Source organism: Acidovorax radicis, assembly GCF_020510705.1.
Taxonomy (GTDB): Bacteria; Pseudomonadota; Gammaproteobacteria; order Burkholderiales; family Burkholderiaceae_C; genus Acidovorax; species Acidovorax radicis_A.
In genome coordinates, this window is the sequence record NZ_CP075184.1 from 576,861 (window position 1) to 597,159 (window position 20,299).

The 20,299-nt window shown below is 65.0% G+C and carries 18 protein-coding genes and 1 pseudogene; 7 read left to right on the forward strand and 12 right to left on the reverse strand.

What is annotated here, in order from left to right; all coding sequences use genetic code 11:
- The first annotated feature begins 48 nt into the window (after positions 1-48).
- From phnC to KI609_RS02645, 4 genes and pseudogenes are all read left to right on the forward strand, one after another.
- Positions 49-908, forward strand: a pseudogene (gene phnC, locus KI609_RS02630) (phosphonate ABC transporter ATP-binding protein).
- A 44-nt stretch (positions 909-952) separates the two neighbouring features.
- Positions 953-1,900 carry a phosphonate ABC transporter substrate-binding protein gene (phnD, locus tag KI609_RS02635; RefSeq protein WP_226446806.1) on the forward strand — a complete coding sequence of 316 codons (948 nt, stop codon included), beginning with the start codon at positions 953-955 and terminating at the stop codon, positions 1,898-1,900.
- 34 nt (positions 1,901-1,934) lie between these two features.
- Entirely contained in the window at positions 1,935-2,741 is an 807-nt protein-coding gene (gene phnE, locus KI609_RS02640) for a phosphonate ABC transporter, permease protein PhnE (protein ID WP_226446808.1), read from the forward strand.
- A gap of 29 nt (positions 2,742-2,770) precedes the next feature.
- The gene (locus KI609_RS02645; RefSeq protein ID WP_226446810.1) at positions 2,771-3,325 is read left to right on the forward strand and encodes a phosphonate degradation HD-domain oxygenase; all 555 of its coding nucleotides are present in this window, start codon (positions 2,771-2,773) and stop codon (positions 3,323-3,325) included.
- A 45-nt stretch (positions 3,326-3,370) separates the two neighbouring features.
- Here the strand turns inward: KI609_RS02645 and KI609_RS02650 are convergent, their stop codons facing one another.
- A complete protein-coding gene (locus KI609_RS02650; RefSeq protein ID WP_226446812.1) occupies positions 3,371-3,859 on the reverse strand; it encodes an Lrp/AsnC family transcriptional regulator in 489 nt (162 codons plus the stop codon).
- Positions 3,860-3,929: 70 nt separating this feature from the next.
- On the opposite strand from KI609_RS02650, the gene KI609_RS02655 reads away from it, so the two are divergent.
- On the forward strand, positions 3,930-4,874 hold the full coding sequence (locus tag KI609_RS02655) for an EamA family transporter (RefSeq protein WP_226446814.1): 945 nt from the start codon (positions 3,930-3,932) through the stop codon (positions 4,872-4,874).
- A gap of 60 nt (positions 4,875-4,934) precedes the next feature.
- Here the strand turns inward: KI609_RS02655 and KI609_RS02660 are convergent, their stop codons facing one another.
- Genes KI609_RS02660 through KI609_RS02685 form a run of 6 tightly spaced genes read right to left on the reverse strand, consistent with a single transcriptional unit; the run spans position 4,935 to position 11,894 of the window.
- Positions 4,935-5,339, reverse strand: a complete 405-nt coding sequence (locus KI609_RS02660) for a RidA family protein (protein ID WP_226446816.1) — start codon at positions 5,337-5,339, stop codon at positions 4,935-4,937.
- A gap of 6 nt (positions 5,340-5,345) precedes the next feature.
- Positions 5,346-6,992: an AMP-binding protein gene (locus tag KI609_RS02665; RefSeq protein WP_226446818.1), complete on the reverse strand. Its 1,647-nt coding sequence runs from the start codon at positions 6,990-6,992 to the stop codon at positions 5,346-5,348.
- A 7-nt stretch (positions 6,993-6,999) separates the two neighbouring features.
- Positions 7,000-8,196: an acyl-CoA dehydrogenase family protein gene (locus KI609_RS02670; RefSeq protein WP_226446820.1), complete on the reverse strand. Its 1,197-nt coding sequence runs from the start codon at positions 8,194-8,196 to the stop codon at positions 7,000-7,002.
- Between the two features lie 4 nt (positions 8,197-8,200).
- The gene (locus tag KI609_RS02675; protein ID WP_226446822.1) at positions 8,201-9,055 is read right to left on the reverse strand and encodes an enoyl-CoA hydratase family protein; all 855 of its coding nucleotides are present in this window, start codon (positions 9,053-9,055) and stop codon (positions 8,201-8,203) included.
- Positions 9,052-9,531: a MarR family winged helix-turn-helix transcriptional regulator gene (locus KI609_RS02680; protein WP_226446824.1), complete on the reverse strand. Its 480-nt coding sequence runs from the start codon at positions 9,529-9,531 to the stop codon at positions 9,052-9,054. Before KI609_RS02680 ends, KI609_RS02675 begins: the two co-directional genes overlap by 4 nt.
- A 2-nt stretch (positions 9,532-9,533) precedes the next feature.
- Positions 9,534-11,894, reverse strand: a complete 2,361-nt coding sequence (locus KI609_RS02685; RefSeq protein ID WP_226446826.1) for a bifunctional salicylyl-CoA 5-hydroxylase/oxidoreductase — start codon at positions 11,892-11,894, stop codon at positions 9,534-9,536.
- A gap of 124 nt (positions 11,895-12,018) precedes the next feature.
- Here KI609_RS02685 and KI609_RS02690 point away from each other — a divergent pair, with 124 nt between their 5' ends.
- Together KI609_RS02690 and KI609_RS02695 are read left to right on the forward strand one after the other, a co-directional pair.
- Positions 12,019-13,308, forward strand: a complete 1,290-nt coding sequence (locus KI609_RS02690; RefSeq protein WP_226446828.1) for a class I SAM-dependent methyltransferase — start codon at positions 12,019-12,021, stop codon at positions 13,306-13,308.
- A gap of 13 nt (positions 13,309-13,321) precedes the next feature.
- Complete coding sequence (locus tag KI609_RS02695; RefSeq protein WP_226446830.1) at positions 13,322-13,645, forward strand: DUF1840 domain-containing protein; 324 nt, start codon at positions 13,322-13,324, stop codon at positions 13,643-13,645.
- Positions 13,646-13,716: 71 nt separating this feature from the next.
- On the opposite strand, the gene KI609_RS02700 is transcribed toward KI609_RS02695, so the two are convergent.
- From KI609_RS02700 to KI609_RS02720, 5 genes are all read right to left on the reverse strand, one after another.
- Complete coding sequence (locus KI609_RS02700) at positions 13,717-14,748, reverse strand: Bug family tripartite tricarboxylate transporter substrate binding protein (RefSeq protein WP_226446832.1); 1,032 nt, start codon at positions 14,746-14,748, stop codon at positions 13,717-13,719.
- A 264-nt stretch (positions 14,749-15,012) separates the two neighbouring features.
- A complete protein-coding gene (locus KI609_RS02705; protein ID WP_226446834.1) occupies positions 15,013-15,999 on the reverse strand; it encodes a tripartite tricarboxylate transporter substrate-binding protein in 987 nt (328 codons plus the stop codon).
- A gap of 346 nt (positions 16,000-16,345) precedes the next feature.
- Complete coding sequence (locus KI609_RS02710) at positions 16,346-17,599, reverse strand: phenylacetate--CoA ligase family protein (protein WP_226446836.1); 1,254 nt, start codon at positions 17,597-17,599, stop codon at positions 16,346-16,348.
- A 226-nt stretch (positions 17,600-17,825) separates the two neighbouring features.
- On the reverse strand, positions 17,826-18,635 hold the full coding sequence (locus tag KI609_RS02715; RefSeq protein ID WP_226446838.1) for an ABC transporter ATP-binding protein: 810 nt from the start codon (positions 18,633-18,635) through the stop codon (positions 17,826-17,828).
- Between the two features lie 224 nt (positions 18,636-18,859).
- Positions 18,860-20,188 (reverse strand): ABC transporter substrate-binding protein, encoded by a 1,329-nt coding sequence (locus KI609_RS02720; protein ID WP_226446840.1) that lies wholly within the window; start codon positions 20,186-20,188, stop codon positions 18,860-18,862.
- Positions 20,189-20,299 lie beyond the last annotated feature (111 nt).

The following is a 20,299-nucleotide window of genomic DNA, read 5'->3' on the forward strand; positions in this document are numbered from 1 at the left end:
TGCAACCAGACTTTGGTTGTCTAGACGACTTAACCCCAGGAGGCAGCCATGCCAGCCGCACTTCACATCCGACAACTGAATAAGCACTTTGCTAACGGCAAGCACGCCCTGCGCGACATCAACCTCACCGTGCAACGCGGTGAGATGGTGGCACTGATCGGCGCCTCGGGCTCGGGCAAGTCCACCCTGCTGCGCCATGTGGCGGGCCTGGTGCTGGCCGATGCGGCCAGCGATTCACTGATCGAGGTGGATGGCCGTTGCGTGCAGCAGGGCGGGCGCATCCACAGCGACATCCGCAAGGTGCGTTCGCAGGTGGGCTTTGTGTTCCAGCAGTTCAACCTGGTGGACCGTTTGCCCGTGTTGATGAACGTGCTGGTGGGCCTGCTGCACCGCACGCCCCGGTGGCGTGGCTGGCTGCGCGTGTTCAAGCCGCAGGAGCGTGCGCTGGCGCTGGAGGCGCTCAGCCGCGTGGGCATTGCCGAGTGCCATGCACAGCGTGCGTCCACCTTGTCGGGCGGGCAACAGCAGCGCGCGGCCATTGCCCGCACGCTGGTGCAGGGCGCCAAGGTGGTGCTGGCCGACGAGCCCATTGCGTCGCTCGACCCGGAATCTTCGCGCAAGGTCATGGACATCCTGGCGCGCATCAACCGCGAGGACCGCTGCACCGTCATCGTGTCGCTGCACCAGGTGGATGTGGCCATCAAATACTGCCCCGTGTGGTGGCCTTGCACCACGGGCAGGTGGTGTACGACGGCCCGTCGGCAGCTCTCACACCCGCCCTGCTGCGGGGCCTTTATGGCGTGCAGGCTGACGAGATCCTGGCGGATGCGGCGGGTGTTTCCACCACGCCTGTCTCGGCGCCGATGCCCGCACCGCAGTGGTCACCGGCCATGGTCCAGGCCGTCTGAACGGTATTTCGATTCCTTTAACCCCCTTCTCTGGAGCTTTCACCATGATCAAGAAACTGTGCGCCGCCCTGACCCTCGGGCTGGGATTGACCGCGGGCGCGTTGGCCCAGGACATCAACTTCGGCATGATCTCGACCGAGGCCTCGCAAAACCTCAAGGCTGACTGGCAACCCCTGCTGGACGACATGGCCAAGCAGACCGGCCTGAAGATCAACGCCTTCTTCGCGTCCGACTACGCAGGCCTCATTGAAGCCATGCGCTTTAACAAGATGCAGGCGGCGTGGCTGGGTAACAAGTCGGCCATGGAAGCCGTGGACCGCGCCAATGGCGAGGTATTTGCGCAGATGGTCAATGCCGATGGCACGCAGGGCTACTACTCGCACCTCATCGTGCACAAGGACAGCCCCCTGGCCACGCTGGATGACGTGCTCAAGAACGGCAAGTCGCTGAGCTTTGGCAATGGCGATCCCAACTCCACCTCGGGCTTCCTGGTGCCCGGCTACTACGCCTTTGCGCAGAACAAGGTCGACGCGAAGACACATTTCAAGGTCACGCGCAGCGCCAACCACGAGACCAATGCCCTGGCCGTGGCCAACAAGCAGGTCGATGTAGCCACCAACAACAGCGAAAACCTCGAGAAGCTCAAGGAGCGCCAGCCCGAGAAGTTCAAGGACATCAAGATCGTCTGGACCTCGCCATTGATCCCGCTGGACCCCCTGGTGATACGCAAGGACCTGCCTGAGCCTCTGAAGGCCAAGATCAAGAACTTCTTCTACAACTACGCCAAGACCGATCCGCGCGAGAAAGAGATCGTGATGAAGATCTCCAAGCTGTCTGGCTTCAAGCCATCGACCAACGCCCAGCTCACGCCCATCCGCCAGCTCGATCTGTTTGGCAAGCGCAACAAGATCGAGGCCGATGGCACGCTGGCCGACGCCGACAAGAAGACCCGCTTGGCCGAGATCGACCAGCAGCTGGCGTCGTTGAAGTAATCCGTTGGTTTGTGTTCGCGGCCCAGGTACCCCCATGTCTTCTGCTCTGAATCCCTCGCTGGCCACGCTGGCCAGCACCACGGCGCCCAAGCGCAGCCTGGCCTGGTATCTGTCGTGGGGCATCCTGCTGGTGCTGCTGGCGGCGTCCTGGAAGGGCGCCGACATGCGCCCTCTAGCCCTGTGGAACGACTCGGGCAACATGGTCAGCTACGCGGCGGAGTTCTTTCCGCCCAATTTTTCGCAGTGGCAGATCTATGTGCAGGAGATGCTGGTCACGCTGCAGATTGCGCTGTGGGGCACGGCCCTGGCCGTAGTCACCGCTGTGCCGCTGGCGCTGCTGGCCTCGTCCAACATCGTGCCCTGGTGGGTGTACCAGCCGGTGCGCCGCGTGCTGGATGCGTTCCGCGCCATCAATGAAATGGTGTTTGCCATGCTGTTCGTGGTGGCCGTGGGCCTGGGGCCATTTGCCGGCGTGCTGGCGCTGTGGATCCACACCTCGGGCACGCTGGCCAAGCTGTTCTCCGAGGCCGTGGAGGCCATCGACCCACAGCCCGTGGAAGGCATCCGCTCCACCGGCGCGAGCGCGCTGCATGAAATCATCTATGGCGTGATCCCGCAGGTGATGCCGCTGTGGATTTCGTACACGCTCTACCGTTTCGAGGCCAATGTGCGCTCGGCCTCGGTGGTGGGCATGGTGGGCGCGGGGGGCATTGGCGTGGTGCTGTGGGAGATCATTCGCGGTTTTCAGTACGCCGAAACCTGTGCGGTGATGCTGATCATCGTGGTCACGGTGAGTGCCATTGATGTGGTGTCGGCGCGCATCCGCAAAACCATGGTCTGAGAACGTGTTCACGTTCTAAGGGGATAACCATGTCGCTGACGCTCTCAGACATCGCCCTGCTGCTCACCGAGCAGGGCCAAAAACAATACGGCCGTGAAGCCGTGAGCCAGCTCGACCATGCGCTGCAGTGTGCGCACCTGGCCGAGGACGCGGGAGAAACGCCCGCCACCGTGGTGGCGGCCTTGTTGCACGACCTGGGCCACCTGCTGGCACCGTCAGCCTCCGTGCACGAGGCCCGTGCCCCCCGCCACGACGACTTGCACCAATACGTGGCCCTGCCGTTCCTGCGGGGTGTGCTGCCCGATGCGGTGCTGGAGCCCATCCGCATGCACGTGGATGCCAAGCGCTATCTGTGCGCCATGGAGGGGGGCTATTGGGCGTCGCTGTCGCCTGCGTCGCAGCACAGCCTGGCGCTGCAGGGCGGCCCGTATGAGCTGGTGGAGTGTGCGCAGTTTGCGCAACAGCCTTTTGCGCAAGAGGCCATTCGCCTTCGCCGCTATGACGACCTGGCCAAGGTGCCGGGCCGTGCCACGCAGGGCTTGCCGCATTACCTGGCGTTGATGGCGGGCGTGGCTGCTGGTTGATGCGGGGGCGAGGGGCCACCGCTCAGCCGCTTCTTGAACAGGCGCTTAGTCGCCTTTTGCGCGGGCCATCCAAACTAGGTCCAGCGGCCTGTCTTCAAATTCGGTGTTGAGCACCACGGTGCTGGTGGTGCGGGCCACGCCGGCAATGGCCTTGATCTCGTAGATCACGTCCTCGAGTGCGCGCGCATGGGTGGTGCGCACCTTGGCCAAAAAGTCGTATTCACCCGCCACACTGTGCAGCTCCTCCACCTGGGGCATGGCGCGCAGGCGGGGCGCCACGTCGCGGCAGTGGATGCCACCGTCGTTGCGGATGGCCACAAACGCGGTGAAATTCAGGCCTACCCGCGCAGGGTCCACGCTGATCGAGAAACGGCGGATCACGCCCTTGTCCAGCAGCTTCTTCACCCGCTCATGGACGGCGGCGGTGGACAGACCCACTTCTGCGCCCACATCGGAGTATGAACGTCGGCCGTCTGCCCCCAGTGCAGAAATAATTCTGGCGTCCATCTCATCTGTCTGAATATTTGCTTGCATAAGCGCCTGTTTTTGATAAAAATTACGAAAACCTCGCGATTTCCATACATTATTCGGTAAGGTGAAGAATATGCCGGCAATTTTCAATGCGCAAGTGCAATCCCAGCGCAACTGGGCGGTGGCGGTAGCGCTGCTGTTGGTCTATGTGGTGTGGGGCACCACGTATTTCGCCATCGGCATTGCGCTGCAGACCATGCCGCCGCTGCTCATGAATGCCATTCGTTTTCTGTGCGCGGGTGGCGTGATGCTGGCGATTGCCATCTGGCAGGGGCATGCACTGCCCACGCGCGAACAGTGGCGCAACTGCGCCCTGGTGGGCGGGCTCATGGTGTTTCTGGCGATGAACTTCATTGGTTTTGCCCAAAAGCTGGGCATCGGCTCGGGCCTGATGGCCACGGTGGTGACCACCATGCCGATGTGGCTGGCGCTGTGGTCGCGCGGGGGCGGCGAGCATGTGCCGTTGACCAGTTGGATCGGCCTGGCGCTGGGTGTGGTGGGCGCGCTGCTGCTGGCGCTGGAGGGCGATTTCTCTGCCACCTGGCTCGGTGCGCTGCTGGCCTTTGGCGCACCGCTGTGCTGGAGCATTGGCTCGTATGCGTCGCGCAAGCTGTCGTTGCCCGCGCCCGCCATGGCCTCGGCCGCGCAGTGGTTTGCGGGTGGCGCGATGGGGTTGGTGGTGGCGCTGTGGTTCGAGCCGCTCTCGTCCTTGGGTCACGTCAGTGCGAAGTCGTGGGCGGCGTGGGTGTACCTGCTGGTGTTTGGCACGCTGGTGGCGCTCAACGCGTACCTGTGGCTGCTGCAGAACACCTCGGCTGCGCTGGCGGGGAGCTATTCATTCGTTAACCCGGCTGTGGCGTTGCTGGTGGGTGTGGTGCTGGGCGGCGAGTTGCTCACGGGCTGGGTGTATGCCGCGCTGCCGCTGATCGGCGCTGCGCTGGCGTTCATTCTGTATGGCCCCGCGCTGCAGCGGTGGTGGGGTGGTCAGCGGGTGGGCCACCCCCGACACAGTGCATGACGCAGGTGGGCGTTTGCACAGGCGGCATCCCCTTTGGGAAGCGTTGCTGAACGCCGAGCGTCAGTCGACGCTGTCTGGCACCACGGCCGTGGCCTCGATTTCGATCTTCGCGCGTTCTTCCATGAGCCCAGCCACCTGCACGCAGGCCATGGCCGGAAAGTTCTTGCCCAGCACCTCGCGGTAGACGGCCCCCAGCTCGCGAAGGCGCGCGTTGTATTCCTTGCGGTCCACCACGTACCAGGTCAGCCGCACCAGGTGTTCTGGCCCGGAGCCACCGGCTTCCAGCACGGCGCGCACGTTGAGCAGGGTCTGCCGCGTCTGGTCGATGAAGTCATCGCTTTCAAATTGCTGCTGCGCGTTCCAGCCGATCTGGCCGCCGGTGAAGATCATCGTGCCGCGTGCGGCCACGCCGTTGGCATATCCCTTGGGAGGCACCCAGCCTGCGGGTTGCAAAAATGTGTTCATGGTTTCTTAGGTGTCGGTGCGGGGCGCCTGTTGGGCTGCCTGGCGCAGCTTGAAGCGTTGGAGTTTGCCGGTTTCGGTGCGCGGCAGCGTGCTGGCGAACTCAATGACGCGGGGGTATTTGAACGGGGCAATGGTGGCTTTGACGTGGTCCTGCAAGGCCTTGACCATGGCGGCGTCGCCCGTGTGGCCGGGCTTCAACACGCAGATGGCCTTTACGACCATGCCGCGCTCTTCGTCCGGCACGCCGATCACGCCACACTCGGCCACGGCGGGGTGGCGCAGCAAGGCGTCTTCGACTTCGGGGCCGCCCACGTTGTAACCCGCCGTGATGATCATGTCGTCATCGCGCGCCTGGTAAAAGAAGTAGCCGTCGGCATCCTGCGTAAACGCGTCGCCGGGGTGGTTCCAGCCGTGCCGCACATACTGGCTTTGGCGCGAGTCGTCCAGATACCGGCAGCCCGTGGGGCCGATCACGGCGAGTTTTCCCACCGTGCCCCGTGGCACTTCGTTGTCGTCATCGTCCACCACACGGGCGGTGTAGCCCGGCACCACTTTGCCTATCGCCCCTGGCCGCGACGAGCCACCGGCCGACGAAATAAAAATGTGGAACATCTCGGTGGCGCCAATGCCATCGGTCATGTCGATGCCCGTGGCGCCATGCCACAGGCGGCGCGTGGCGTCGGGCAGGGCCTCGCCAGCGCTCACGCAGATGCGCAGGCGCGGCAACCCGAGCTGCTGTGCAAACGGCGCCATCTGCCGGTAGAAGGTGGGCGCGGTGTAGCAGATGGTGACGCCCGCCTCGCGCATCAGGCGCACCATGGTTTCGGGCGTGTACGGCTGGTCGGGGAAGTACACGCTGGCCCCTGCCCACATCGGGAACAGCAGCAACCCGCCCAGCCCGAACGTGAAAGCCAACGGCGGCGAGCCTGCCACGATGTCGTCGGGCGTGGCGCGCAGCACGTGGCGCGGCCAGGCTTCGCAGGCGGCCAGCACATCGCGGTGGGTGTGCACCGGCGCCTTGGGCACGCCGGTGGTGCCTGAGGTAAAGGCCATCAGCGCAATGTCGTCTGCCGACGTAGGGCAGGGCGGCGTGGTGCCTGGTTTGCCCTGCGAGCGCTGCAGCAGGTCGGCCGCATTGGGGGCGGTGTGGAAGGGAACGATGGTGGCCAGCACCGGGTGTTGTGCTTGGGCAGTCTGCAGCTCGGCCAGCAGGCGGCCATCACACAGCGCCAGCGTGGGCTGGGCGCGGTCGATGATGCTGCCCAGCTCCCCCGCGCGCAGCAGCGGCATGGTGGCCACGGCCACCAACCCTGCGTACACGGTGCCCAGCCAGGCCAGCGCCATCTCCACCGTGTTGCCGCCGCGCAGCAGCACGCGGTTGCCGGGCACCAGGCCGTGGTCTTGTGTCAGCACCTCGGCAATGCGCGCGGCCTCGGTGCGGGCGTCGCGGTAGGTGTAGGTGCGGTGGGGGCCGCGCAGAAAAGGGCGGTCGATGTGACCTGCGCGTTCGGCCTGGTCGAACAGGGCGTGCACCAGGTTGGCCTGGTTGGCGATCTGCAGCTCGGGCAGGTCGTAGCGCAGGGTCGGCAGGGCAGAGGTGGGCGGCAGCCGGTCGTGCACAAAGTGGTCGGGTTGGGCGGACGGAAAACGCATAGTCAGATCACTCCTGCAGAACGGCCTTGCCGATGATGAGTTGTTGCACCTCGGTAGCGCCTTCGTAGATGCGCAGCGAGCGGATGTCGCGGTACAGCGACTCGACCTTGCTGCCCACCTCCACGCCGCGCCCGCCGTGCAGTTGCAGCGCCATGTCGATCACGCGCTGGGCGTTTTCGGTGGCCGTCATCTTGGCCATCGCTGCTTCTGCCGTGACCCGCGCCTGGCCGGTGTCGCGCAGCCAGGCCGCGCGGTAGGTGAGCAGCGCGGCGCTGTCCACCAGCGCAGCCATCTCGCCGATCTTGGCCTGCGTGAGCTGAAAGTCGGCCAGCGTCTGGCCGAACATGCGGCGCTGGCGCGCGTGGTGCACGGCCTCGGCCAGCGCACGGCGCGCCATGCCCAGAGCCGCAGCGGCCACCGATGCGCGGAAGATGTCCAGCGTGCGCATGGCGAGCTTGAAGCCGCCGTTCTCCTCGCCCAACAGCGCGGTGGCGGGCACGGTGCAGTTGGTGAACTGCAGCGTGGCCAGCGGGTGGGGCGCCATCACATGGATATGGCGCGAGGCGTCCAGGCCGGGTGTGTTGGCATCGACGATGAAGGCACTGATGCCGCGCGTGCCGCCGCTCGGGTCGGTCTTGGCGAACACGCAGTAGAAGTCCGCAATGCCGCCATTGCTGATCCAGGTCTTGGTGCCGTTCAAGCAAAAAGTGCCTGTAGCGCCAGTGGGATATGCGCTGGTAGCTATTGTTTTCATAGCGCCAACATCTGATCCTGCCTCTGGCTCGCTGAGTGCAAACGCCGCGATCAGCTCGCCGCGCGCCACGCCCTGCAGGTAGTGTGCCTGCTGCGCGGGGCTGCCCGCCAGCGTGATCGCGCCACTGCCCAGCCCCTGCATCGCAAACGCAAAGTCCGCCAGCGGCGAGTGGTAGGCCAGCGTCTCGCGCAGCAGCACCAGCGCGCGCGAGTCCAGCGCGGGCAGCGCGCCGCCATGTGCGGCAGGCACGCAGTAGCGCAGCCAGCCGCCCGCGCCCAGGCGTTGCACCCAGTCGCGGCAGGCGGCGCGGTCGTCGGTTTCATCGACCGCTTGCGCGGCCGCCCAGGGCACCAGGCCTGCGGCCAGCGTGCGGTGGGCGTCGTCAAAAAAGGGCAGGGCCAGGTGCGCCGTGGAGGGCGGGGAGGGGGCGGGGGGCGTTGCGACGTGCATGGGTTCAATCTCCCTGGAACACCGGCTTTTGCTTGGCGGCAAACGCCTCGTACGCGCGGCGGAAGTCTTCGGTCTGCATGCAGATCGCCTGGGCCTGCGCCTCGGCCTCGATGGCCTGCTCGATGGTCATGCTCCACTCCTGGCTCAGCATGGTCTTGGTCATGCCGTGGGCGAAGGTGGGGCCATCGGCCAGCGCGCGCGCGGTGGCCTGCACGTTGGCCAGCAAGTCGGCGCTTTCATACAGGTCGTTGAAGAAGCCCCAGGCCAGGCCCTCATGCGCCGTCATCGCGCGGCCGGTGAACAGCAGCTCGCTGGCGCGGCCCTGGCCGATCATGCGCGGCAGCAGTGCGCAGGCGCCCATGTCGGCGCCCGCCAGGCCCACGCGGGTGAACAAGAACGCGGTCTTGGTGGCCTCGGTGCCGTAGCGCATGTCGCAGGCCAGCGCCATCATGGCGCCCGCACCGGCGCAGATGCCGTCAATGGCGCCCAGCACGGGCTGCGGGCAGGCGCGCATGGCTTTCACCAGGTCGCCGGTCATGCGCGTGAACTCCAGCAGCTCGGGCATGGTCATGGTGGTCAGCGGGCCGATGATCTCGTGCACGTCGCCGCCCGAGCAGAAGTTGCCGCCCGCACCGGTGACCACGATGGCTTTCACGTCGGTGGCAAAGCGCAGCGCGTAGAAGAAGTCGCGCAGCTCGGCATAGCTCTGGAAGGTGAGCGGGTTCTTGCGGTCCGGCCGGTTGAGCGTGACGGTGCCCACACCATCGGCAAAGCTCAAGGCAAAGTGCTCGGCTACATAGCTGGCCTGCGGGTTGAACTGCTCGCGCATGGGGTTGCTCGCCCCGATGTAGTGCTTCATTCGGCTGTCTCCTGTGTGTGTTCCTTGACCTTGCCCAGCAATCGGTACAAGGTGGCGATGTCGCGCTCGCCCAGCGTGGCGAAGGCATCGACGATCCATTGCTCGTGCTGGCGTGCCATGGTGTTGAACTGCGCGCGGCCTTGCGGCGTGAGGCGCACCAGGTACGCGCGTCGGTCGCCTACCACGTCCATGCGCTCCACCAGCCCTTCGGCCACCAGCTGGTCGGTGATGCCGGTGATGTTGCCGCTCGTCACCATCATGCGGCGCGAGAGCTCTTTCATCTTCATGCCGTCGGGCGCGCGCTCCAGCTGCGCCATCAGGTCAAAACGCGGCAAGGTGGTGTCGAACTGCGCACGCAGGTGGCTGCGCACCTGCTTTTCGATGAGCTGCGTGCAGGTGAGCAGGCGCAGCCACAGGCGCAGGGCTTCGGGGTGTTCGCTGGGTGCGGCGCCGTGCAGGCGGGCTTCTAGGTCCATGGCTAGCCTTCCTCTTCGGATGCTCTGTTTTTGGTAGCTGCTTGCGCTTGATTGGCGAGCGCTTCGAGCTGTTTTTGCTTGGATATTTCGCGCAGCATCTGGTCGCGGCCGCTGGTGTACTGCACGGGCCAGTCGGTGTGCGCTGCGGCCACGGGGCTCAGTTGCGCGGCGGCGTGCAGCGTCCAGGCCGGGTCGGCCAGGTGGGGGCGCGCAATGGCGCACAGGTCGGCGCGGCCGGCGGCGATGATGCTGTTGGCGTGGTCGGCATCGGTGATTGCGCCCACTGCCATGGTGGCAATGCCCACCTCGTTGCGGATGCGGTCGGCAAACGGCGTTTGGTACATGCGGCCATACACGGGGCGCGAGTCGCGCGTGGTCTGGCCGGACGAGACGTCGATCAGGTCGGCGCCTGCCGCCTTGAACCGCTGTGCAATGGCCACCGCGTCATCGGGCGTGGTGCCGCCGGGTGCCCAGTCATGGGCCGAGATGCGCACGCCCAGCGGCTTGTCGGCGGGCCACACGGCGCGCAGCGCGGCAAAGACTTCGAGCGGGTAGCGGCAGCGGTTCTCCAGGCTGCCACCGTATTCATCGGTGCGCTGGTTGGTGATGGGGCTGATGAAGCTGGCCAGCAGATAGCCGTGCGCGCAGTGCAGCTCCAGCCAGTCAAAGCCGCAGGCGGCGGCGCGGCGGGCGCTGTCCACAAATGCGGCGGTCACGCGGTCCATGTCGGCGCGGGTCATGGCGGCGGGCGTCTGGTTCTGCGGGCCATAGGCAATGGGGCTGGCGGCCAGCAGGGGCCAGTTGCCGGTGGCGAGCGGCTCGTCCGTGCCCTCCCAGCCCACGCGCGTGGAGCCCTTGGGGCCGCTGTGGCCCAGCTGCAGGCCGATCTTGGCCGTGCTGCTGCCGTGCAAAAAGTTCACGATGCGTGCGAAGGCGGTTTGCTGTGCGTCGTTCCACAGCCCGGTACACGCGGGGGTGATGCGGCCCTCGGGCGTGGGGCTGGTCATCTCCACCATCACCAGCGCTGTGCCGCCGAGCGCCCGGGCGCCCAGGTGCACCAGGTGGAAGTCCTGCGGCACGCCTTCGACCGCGCTGTAGGTGGCCATGGGCGAGACGACGATGCGGTTCTTGAGCGTCACACTGCGCAGCGTGAAGGGCGTGAGCATCGGCGGCACCGCTGCCTTGCCACCCGCGAGCCATGCTTCATAGCCCTCCAGCCACGCGGCATCGCGCAGCCGCAGGTTCTCGTGGCTGATGCGCTGGCTGCGCGTGAGCAGCGAGTAGGTGAACTGCTCGATGGGCATGCCCGCGTAGCGACTCACGTTCTCGAACCACTCGGTGCTGTTGCGCGCGGCATTCTGGATCTTGAGCACCTCGACGCTGCGGCGCGCCTCGTAGTGCTGCAGTACGTCGTCAATCGGCAAGCCGGTGGCGAACTCGTTGGCCAGGTCGATGGCGTCTTCCAGCGCGAGCTTGGTGCCGCTGCCAATCGAGAAATGCGCCGTGTGCGCCGCATCGCCCATCAGCACGATGGGCACCTGCTTGCCGTTGATGGCTTCGCGGTGTACCCAGGTGTTGCAGATCACGCGCGGAAAACGGATCCAGTTGGCCGAGCCGCGCAGGTGCGTGGCGTTGCTGATCAGCGCGTTGCCATCGAGATATTTGGCAAACAGCTTTTCGCAGAACGCAATGGCCTCGGGCTGCTCCATCTGGTCCAGGCCGTGCGCCTTCCACACCGCCTCGGGCGTCTCGATGATGAAGGTGGAGGTGTTGGCATCGAACTGGTAGGCATGGGCCTGGAACCAGCCGTACTCCGTTTTCTCGAAAGCAAACGTAAAAGCATCGAGTTTTTTGTGCGTGCCCAGCCAAACAAAACGGCATTCGCGCAGGTCGATGTCGGGCTGGTAGGTGGCGGCGTAGCGCGTGCGGACGCGGCTGTTGAGGCCGTCGCTTGCGATCACCAGGTCGGCGTCGTACTGCGCGGCCAGCGCCTGGTCGTCGGCCACATCGGTTTCGAACACCAGCTCCACGCCCACCGCGAGGCAGCGGTCCTGCAGGATGTTGAGCAGCCGCTTGCGGCCAATGCCACAAAAGCCGTGGCCGGTGGATCGCACGCTGCGGCCCTTGAAGAACACCTCGATGTCGTCCCAGTGGTTGAACGCATCGCCGATCAGTGCGGCCGTGGGCGCATCGGCGGCCTGCAGGTTGGCCAGCGTCTGGTCCGACAACACCACACCCCAGCCGAAGGTGTCGAATGGCCGGTTGCGTTCGACTACCGTGACCCGATGGGCAGGGCTTTGCTGCTTCATGAGCAGCGCGAAATACAGGCCGGCGGGACCGCCACCAATACATAAGATGTTCATGTGAAAATAGTTTAGACCTAAACGAAATGCTGTCAATGGGGCCATCCCGTGAGGCCTGGTGCGCCCTTGGCGCGCGGGGCGCCGGGTGTTGACGCGGCCTCATGCTCCCTCAAGAATGGGCCCCATGAAGCACCTGTTGCACACCCTGGAGGCGCGGTTGGCCGCGTTGCCCGTGCCCCTGGCGGTGGAGCTGCCAGCGGGCCAGCAACTGGGCGCAGCGCACCCTGACGTGACCTTGCGCTTTCGGGATCGCATGTCTGTGGTGGCCCTCGCCACGGGTGAGATCGGCAATGTGGGCGTAGCCATCGTCGAAGGGCGCGTCGCGCTGGAAGGCGGCATGCGGGATCTGATGACCGCCGCCGCTGGCCTGATCGCTCGCGACCCCGCGCGCGAGCAACAGAACCGCTGGTGGCACCGGGCGCTGGCACGCGCCCGGTCCATGGCCGTCCACACGCTGGGGAACGACGCGCGGCATGTGCAGTTTCACTACGACCTGTCCGATGCGTTTTATGCGCTGTGGCTGGACCCACGCCGCGTGTACTCGTGCGCCTATTTCCGTGAAAACGCAATGACCCTGGCACAGGCCCAGGAGGCCAAGCTCGACCACATCTGCCGCAAGCTGCGCCTTGCGCCTGGGGAGCGCTTTCTGGACATTGGTGCTGGCTGGGGCGGCTTGCTGCTGTGGGCCGCCGAGCACTACGGCGTTCAGGCAACGGGCATCACCCTTTCTCGCAATCAGCATGCCCATGTGCAGCGGCTCATCGAGGAGCGGGGCCTGCAGGGCCGCGTGCGCATACAGCTGGTGGACTACCGCGAGCTGCAGGCTACGCAACCGTTTGACAAGATCGCCTCCATCGGAATGTTCGAGCACGTGGGCCGGGCCAAGATGGGGCGCTATTTCAACGCCGTGACCCGCCTGCTACGGCCCGGGGGGCTGCTGCTCAACCACGGCATCACGGCAGGGGCGGTGGACAACGCGCAGCTGGGTGCGGGCATGGGTGATTTTGTGGAGCACTACATCTTTCCCGGTGGTGAGCTGCTGCACGTGAGTGCGGTGCTGCACGACCTGGCGCGATCAGGGCTGGAGATGGTGGATACGGAAAACCTGCGCCCGCACTACGCGCGCACTCTGTGGGCGTGGTCCGACGCGCTGGAAGCCCAATTGCCCGCGGCCCGCGAAGTGCTGCACGCGCAGACGGGTGCGGAACAAGGCGAGAGGGCGTTGCGCGCGTACCGCCTGTACCTGGCGGGCAGTGCGCTGGGTTTTGAGCAGGGCTGGATGGCGTTGCACCAGATCCTGGCAGCGCGGCCGGATGGCGATGTCGCTGGCGGGGCCATGCGCGGGGCACAATCGAGCTATCCATTTGCGCGTGACTACATCTACGCCCCTTCCAGCAACAGCCTGCCCACCTAGGAAAACGCTTCACATGCTCTACAAATTCAAATCCCGCGCGGCCGCCGACCTGATCATGCTGGAACCTCAGGGGCGGCAGATCGTGGCGATCATTGGCAAGACGCCCGGCCCAAGCGGCATCGTGACTGCAGCGCAGATTCCGGGGGCCATCGCGGCGCTGGAGGCCGCCGTGGCAGCCGATGAGGCGCAACCGCCGGCAGATGCAGCCGAGGCCGATGAACAAGCCGCCGCCGAAGAGCGCCGCGATCTCGTGCGGCTGCGCCAGCGCGCGGCTCCATTCATCGAGATGCTGCGCAAGAGTGCGGCAGAGAACACAGACGTGGTCTGGGGCGTGTGACCCCCAGGCGCGCCCGCCGGTAGCCGGGCAGCCTGGTAGTGCGGCGCGCCGGTTGACGTCAATCCACCACGTCAATCCACCTTGGCGCCCGAGCTTTTCACCACCTTCGCCCACTTCTTGTGTTCGTTGTCGATGTGCTTGGCAAACTCGGCCGGGGTGTTGCCGCCGGGGATGGCGCCCTGGGCTTCCAGCCGTTCTTTCAGGGTCGGTGTGGCCAGTGATTTGGCGACCTCTTGCTGGATGCGGTTGACGATGTCGGAGGGGGTGCCTGCAGGGGCCAGCAGGCCAAACCACGAGCTTGCCTCATAGCCCTTGAGCAGGGGGCCGCCCGCTTGTTCGACCGTGGGCACGTCCGGCAGCGCGGAAGACCGCTGTGAGCTGGTCACGGCCAGTGCCGTGAGTTTGCCGGCCTTGATCTGCGCCATCGACGACGGCAGGTTGTCGAACATCACATCCGCGTTGCCCGACACCATGTCCATCAGCGCGGGGCCTGAGCCGCGGTAGGGCAGGTGCAGCATGAAGGTGCCCGTCGTGCTTTTGAACAGCTCGCCCGCGAGGTGAATCGACGTGCCGTTGCCGCTGGACGCCATGTTCAATTTGCCGGGGCTGGCCTTGGCGACACGGATGAAATCCTGCACGTTGTGCACGCCCATGCTCTTGGCCTTTTCGGCATTCATCACCATCACGTTGGGCACGGCGGCCACCATGGTGATGGGCACAAAGTCCTTGATGGGGTCATAGGGCAGCTTGGCATACAGCGCGCGGTTGATGCCGTGGGTGCCCACGGTGCCCATCAGCAGCGTATAGCCATCGCCCGCAGACTTGGCAACGATGTCGGCACCCACGTTGCCGCCGGCGCCCGCGCGGTTGTCCACGATGAAGGGCTGGCCGAATGCGCGCGAAAGCTCGGGGGCCATGGCGCGCGCCAGGATGTCGGTGGTGCCGCCGGGTGCAAATGGCACCACGATGCGCACCGGTTTGTTGGGCCACGCGGCCTGGGCCCACACCGCGCCGGGCAAGGCCAATGGTGCGCAAACCAAAAGCGCGGCGCCTGCAAGGGTGGCTCGGCGGCGGCGCGAGGGGGTGGATTGCGGAGTGGTCATGAAAATTCCCTGTACTTGAAAGTGCGATGCCCCGGTTCTACGCGCGCGCGCCGTTGGCGGGCAGATGGATAACCCCAATCCCAGGCGATTGGATGCCCCGAATACGGCACGTGCTGCGCTCGTTCAACGCCTTGATGGTTTCGGTATGCCTGTCGGCAGGCCACAAAAAAGCCGCCGGCACCTGGTGGTGCGCGGCGGCTTTGGGGGAGACGGGCCCAGGCTGCAAGGCCCGGGTGTGTCTCGGTAGGCTGTTGTGCCTGGGTATCAATCGGCGTAGGTGCCAGCGGCCTTGATGACGGCGCCCCATTTTTCGATTTCAGACAAAACGAACTTCTTGTGTTCGGCACCCTCCACGCGGTGGTCGGTCACCACCACAGCGCCCAGGCCTTCCTGCTTCTTGATGAAATCGGGGTCCTTCAGCGCGATCTTCAGGGCATCGTTGATCTTCTTTTGCACGGCCGCCGGGGTTCCCTTGGGGGCATACAAACCGTGCCAGATGGTCACATCAAAGTCTTTCAATCCCGACTCGGCCAGCGTGGGCAGGTCTTTGAGTGCGGGCGTGGTCAGGCGTTTGCTGGTGGTGACGGCGTAGGCTTTCACCTTCTTGGACTCGATCTGCCCCGTGGTGTTGGTGGTCTGGTCGCACAGCAAGTCGATCTGTCCGCCGATGAGGTCGGTGATGGCAGGGGCCGTGCCCTTGTAGGGGACGGGTGTCATGTCCACCTTCATGGCGTTCTGGAACATCAGCCCACACAGGTGCGAGGCAGCGCCCAGGCCTGCATTGCCGAGGTTGATCTTGCCCTTGTTCTGGTGAATCCAGGTGTTCAGTTCCTTGAAGTTGTTGGCGGGCATGGTGGGCCGTGCGATCAGCGTCATGGGCACTTCATTGACCATGCCCAGGTACTCGAAGTCATTGGGCACGCTGAACGGAAGCTTGCGATACAGCGCAGGCATGGTCGACATGCCGATGTGGTTGAGCAACAGGGTGTAGCCGTCGGGGGTGGCGCGCGCCACACGGGCTGTGCCGATGGAGCTGCCGGCGCCCGAGGTGTTGTCCACGACGACCGTCGTGCCCAGCGGCTTGCGCAAGGCCTCGGCCAGGTCGCGCGCCACGCGGTCGGTGGGGCCGCCCGCCGCAAACGGCACCACGATGGTGATGTTCTTGTCTTTGGCTGGAAACTCTTGTGCGCTGGTGCCCAGGGCGGTCAGTGCGGCTGCTGCGATCAGCGCGATTTTCAGCATTGTTTTCATGGATTCTCCTGTGAGTGACGCGCCATGATAACGAGCACCCCCTGCGCGAACATTGCGGATAGTACCTAGCAACAAATGCGGGTTGACGTCAATGAAAATAGCTCTGTAGCCCTTGAAAATAAAGCGTTGAACGCTATCAATTACATAGTGATTCGATAGGGAATGGATTGATTTCCATGTGATGCCGAGGGACTTGTGTCGCTGTTTTTTGCGCCATCGCAAACAGCCGGAACCCTTGGTGCAATCCCTTGTGCAACACCTTGGGTGGGGTTGCCGCGCCAAGCCCCCTGCGCCGCCCTTGTGAGGCCGTCCAGGGGTGGGGCTTGCCGCGCGCGCCGCCGCCGGTTCAGCGGTAGCTGCGCGTGTCGTCGATCACCTTGCCATCGTTGGGCAAGCTGCCCGGCGGCACCATCTCGACCTCACCGCGCAGCTTGGTGACGTCGCGGATGGCGTCGCCCAATTGGAGGGCCAGGCCCTCGGCGGTTTCGGTGGTTTCCACCTGCAGCACCATCTGGTCGTTGGCCATCTCGCCACTGACCACGAGGCGAGCGCGCAGCACCTGTGGAAATCGCCGCGCAATCGCCGCAATTTGCCCCGGGTGTACGAACATGCCCCGCACCTTGGTGGTCTGGTCTGCCCGCCCCATCCAGCCCTTGATGCGCGTGTTGGTGCGTCCTGTGGGGCAGGGGCCGGGCAACACGGCCGATAGGTCACCCGTGCCGAAACGGATCAGCGGGTAGTCGGGGTTGAGGGTGGTGACCACCAACTCGCCCACCTCGCCTTCGGGCACCGGGTCGCCCGTGCCGGGGCGCACGATCTCGACGATCACGCCTTCATCGAGCACCAGCCCTTCGCGGGCCTCGGTTTCGTAGGCGATCAGCCCCAGGTCGGCAGATCCATAACACTGGTAACCCGCAATGCCACGCTCGGCCAGCCAGTCGCGCAGCGACGGCGGGAAGGCCTCGGCCGACACCAGCGCGCGTTTCACGCTGGGCAACGCCACCCCCATGTCGGCGGCTTTTTCGACGATGAGCTTGAGAAAACTCGGTGTGCCGATGTAGCCTGCAGGCTGCAGCTCGGCCATCGCCTGTACCTGTTGCTCGGTCTGGCCCGTGCCGCCGGGGAACACGGTGCAGCCCAGCGCATGGGCGCCGGTTTCCATCATCGAACCCGCAGGAACGAAGTGGTAGCTGAAGCTGTTGTGGATCAGGTCGCCACTGCGAAAGCCTGCGGCATAAATGGCGCGCGCCATGCGCCAGTAATCACCGCGTGTGCCTTCGGGCTCGTAAATGGTGCCAGGGCTGGCAAACACGCGCCGCATGCCCGGCCCAAAGCCCAGCGCGCTGAAGCCGCCAAACACATTGCCACCGCCTGTGCGCTCGGCCTGCTGCCGCTCCAGCAACTCGTACTTGCGCGTGACAGGCAACTGCGCCAGCGCCTGGCGTGTGGTCACGCTGGCGGCGTCGATGCCCGTCAGGATGCTGGCGAATGCAGCGCTGGCCTTCTGGGCGTGCGCGATCTGGCGGGGCAGCGCCGCCATCAGCGCGGCTTCGCGCTCCTGTGGGCTGCGGGTTTCCAGGGCGTCATAGAACGTGCTCATGCCTTGGTTTCCTTGTGAGGTGATTTAAGGTGAAATTGGCCTCTGACGCTTATCCATCAAGCGCAAGCAGCTATGAAATTAAGAGTGAATTCGTCCGAAGTCTGAAAAAAAACATGGCCCTGGTCGCCCGCGCTGCCGAAGGCCAGCGCCACCGCGCAAGGGCCGCCCCGCCGCGCTGGTGGCGTCCCCCTGGGGGAAGGCGCCGAAGGCGACACAAGGGGGCTTCTCAAGCCAGCCAGCGCTTGCGGCGCTTGTAACTTTTGACGTCCTTGAAGCTCTTGCGCTCGCCACCGCCCACGCCCAGGTAGAACTCCTTGACGTCCTCGTTGTTGGCCAGGTCGCTGGCGGCGCCATCCATCACCACGCGGCCCGACTCCATGATGTAGCCATAGTCCGCGTATTTCAGGGCCATGTTGGTGTTCTGCTCGGCCAGCAGGAAGGTGACCTTTTCCTTGGTGTTCAAGTCTTTGACGATGTTGAACACCTCTTCGACGATCTGCGGTGCCAGGCCCATGGAGGGCTCGTCGAGCAGCACCATGCTGGGGTTGGTCATGATGGCGCGGCCAATGGCGCACATCTGCTGCTCGCCGCCCGAGGTGTAGGCCGCCTGCGAGGTGCGGCGTGTCTTCAGGCGCGGGAAGTAGTTGTAGACCTTCTCCAGGTTGGCCGCGATCTCGGCCTTGCTGGCGCGGGTGTAGGCGCCGGTCAGCAGGTTTTCCTCGATCGTCAGGTGGGCAAAACAATGGCGCCCCTCCATCACCTGCACCACACCACGCTTGACCAGGTCAGCGGGCGTGAGGTTCTCGATGCGCTCGCCGCGCAGCTCGATGGAACCTTTGGTGACCGCCCCGCGCTCGCCCTGCAGCAGGTTGGAGATGGCGCGCAACGTGGTCGTCTTGCCCGCGCCATTGCCGCCCAGGATGGCCACGATGCTGCCCTCGGGCACCTGCAGCGAGACGCCCTTGAGCACCAGGATCACGTGGTTATAGATGACCTCGATGCCGTTGACGTTGAGAACAATGTTTTTTGAATCCATGGTGTTGCCTTCGCTGTGCCAATCGGGAGGGCTGCACTTGCAACCCTTTCGATTGGCGGCTGCCCCGTAGTAGCAACCGCTAGTCACTGGCCGTAAAACTGTCGCAGCCCACTACCAGTGCCACCGCGCAAGGGCCGCCCCGACGCGCTGGTGGCGTCCCCCTCTCTCGAATCGCAAGGCGATTCGAGAGAGGGGGAGGGCGCGTCAGCGCCTCAGGGGAGAGATCACGACTGGCAGTCCGCCGCATCCCGGCGGGTCATCTTCTTGTCCGCCAGGTACTTGTCGGCGCCGGCCTTGACCATGGGCTTCAGGATCTGCTCATCGGCCTGATACCAGTCAGAGGAGAAGTCCCACTTCTTGCCGTCCCAGGTATGCACGCGTGCCCAGGTGGAGCCCATGTGGTCGGCGCAGCTGGTGGACAGGGGGCGCATCAGGTCCTTGAAGCCCAGTGCGTCGAGTTTCTTCTGGTCCAGGGCCAGGTTTTCCATGCCCCAGCGCACCTGTTCGCCGGTCATGACCTTGCCCTTGCCAAAACGCTCTTGCGCGCGGCGCACGGATTCGACCGCCAGCATCTGGATGATCACGCCGCGCGTGTACAGCACCGAGCCCACTTCCTCCTTGGGGCCCGTGCCCTGGCCCTTGTCATGCACATTCTTGAGAATGTCCTGGATCACCTTGGACTGCGTGCCGTAGCCATTGAGTGCGAGCGCGTGGTAGCCCTTGGCGCCGTCGCCCACGTCGCGCACATCGGGCTCGGCACCGGCCCACCACACGCCGTACATCTTGTCGCGGGGGTAGCCGGTGGCCTGGGCTTCCTTCAGCGCGGTGGAGTTCATCACGCCCCAGCCCCACAGCAGCACGTAGTCAGGGCGGCTCTGGCGCACCTGCAGCCAGGTGGCTTTCTGTTCCACGCCGGGCGCGGTCACGGGCAGCATCTGCAGCTCAAAGCCGTGCATCTTGGCGCGCTCCTGCAGCACCGGGATGGGTTCCTTGCCGAATGGGCTGTCGTGGTACACGAGGGCGATCTTCTTGCCCTTGAGCTTGTCCAGGCCCCCTGCTTGTTTGCCGATGTGCTGGATCAGGATGTCGGCACCGGTCCAGTAGCTGCCCATGAACGGGAAGTTCCACTTGAAGGCCTGGCCGTCCTGCGCGACCGACAGGCCATAGCCCAGCGTCATCAGCGGGATCTTGTCCACGGGCGCCTTTTCGGTCAGCGCAAAGGTGATGCCGGTGGCTTGCGGGTCGAACAGCGCCACGCCGGGCTTGCCCTTCAGGCGCTCGTAGCATTCCACGCCGCGGTCGGTGGCGTAGCCGGTTTCACATTCTTCGAAGGTGAGCTTCACCCCGTTCACGCCGCCGTCGCGGGCGTTGATCATCTTGATGTAGTCCTGCTTGCCGTTGGCCCATGGCACGCCGTTGGGGGCGTAGGGGCCAGTGCGGTAGGACAGCAGCGGGAAGAACTGCTCCTTGGCTTGCGCGAAGGCGCTCGTCGCAATGGACGAGGCACCGGCAGCAACCACCGCAGCGGCGATCACGATTTTCGAAAGCTTCATGGATGTCTCCTTTGAATGAATGTGTTGAAGCACGGGGGGAAACCAGATGACTGACAGACAGTTAACGCGGCAATCGGGAAGTCCGTATCAGGAATTGCGAGTAAGGGGTTT

Coding starts and splice junctions, on each gene's coding strand:
- phnD (WP_226446806.1), top strand. CDS start 953: ATGATCAAGAAACTGTGCGCCGCCCTGACCCTCGGGCTGGGATTGACC.
- phnE (WP_226446808.1), top strand. CDS start 1,935: ATGTCTTCTGCTCTGAATCCCTCGCTGGCCACGCTGGCCAGCACCACG.
- KI609_RS02645 (WP_226446810.1), top strand. CDS start 2,771: ATGTCGCTGACGCTCTCAGACATCGCCCTGCTGCTCACCGAGCAGGGC.
- KI609_RS02650 (WP_226446812.1), bottom strand. CDS start 3,859: ATGCAAGCAAATATTCAGACAGATGAGATGGACGCCAGAATTATTTCT.
- KI609_RS02655 (WP_226446814.1), top strand. CDS start 3,930: ATGCCGGCAATTTTCAATGCGCAAGTGCAATCCCAGCGCAACTGGGCG.
- KI609_RS02660 (WP_226446816.1), bottom strand. CDS start 5,339: ATGAACACATTTTTGCAACCCGCAGGCTGGGTGCCTCCCAAGGGATAT.
- KI609_RS02665 (WP_226446818.1), bottom strand. CDS start 6,992: ATGCGTTTTCCGTCCGCCCAACCCGACCACTTTGTGCACGACCGGCTG.
- KI609_RS02670 (WP_226446820.1), bottom strand. CDS start 8,196: ATGCACGTCGCAACGCCCCCCGCCCCCTCCCCGCCCTCCACGGCGCAC.
- KI609_RS02675 (WP_226446822.1), bottom strand. CDS start 9,055: ATGAAGCACTACATCGGGGCGAGCAACCCCATGCGCGAGCAGTTCAAC.
- KI609_RS02680 (WP_226446824.1), bottom strand. CDS start 9,531: ATGGACCTAGAAGCCCGCCTGCACGGCGCCGCACCCAGCGAACACCCC.
- KI609_RS02685 (WP_226446826.1), bottom strand. CDS start 11,894: ATGAACATCTTATGTATTGGTGGCGGTCCCGCCGGCCTGTATTTCGCG.
- KI609_RS02690 (WP_226446828.1), top strand. CDS start 12,019: ATGAAGCACCTGTTGCACACCCTGGAGGCGCGGTTGGCCGCGTTGCCC.
- KI609_RS02695 (WP_226446830.1), top strand. CDS start 13,322: ATGCTCTACAAATTCAAATCCCGCGCGGCCGCCGACCTGATCATGCTG.
- KI609_RS02700 (WP_226446832.1), bottom strand. CDS start 14,748: ATGACCACTCCGCAATCCACCCCCTCGCGCCGCCGCCGAGCCACCCTT.
- KI609_RS02705 (WP_226446834.1), bottom strand. CDS start 15,999: ATGAAAACAATGCTGAAAATCGCGCTGATCGCAGCAGCCGCACTGACC.
- KI609_RS02710 (WP_226446836.1), bottom strand. CDS start 17,599: ATGAGCACGTTCTATGACGCCCTGGAAACCCGCAGCCCACAGGAGCGC.
- KI609_RS02715 (WP_226446838.1), bottom strand. CDS start 18,635: ATGGATTCAAAAAACATTGTTCTCAACGTCAACGGCATCGAGGTCATC.
- KI609_RS02720 (WP_226446840.1), bottom strand. CDS start 20,188: ATGAAGCTTTCGAAAATCGTGATCGCCGCTGCGGTGGTTGCTGCCGGT.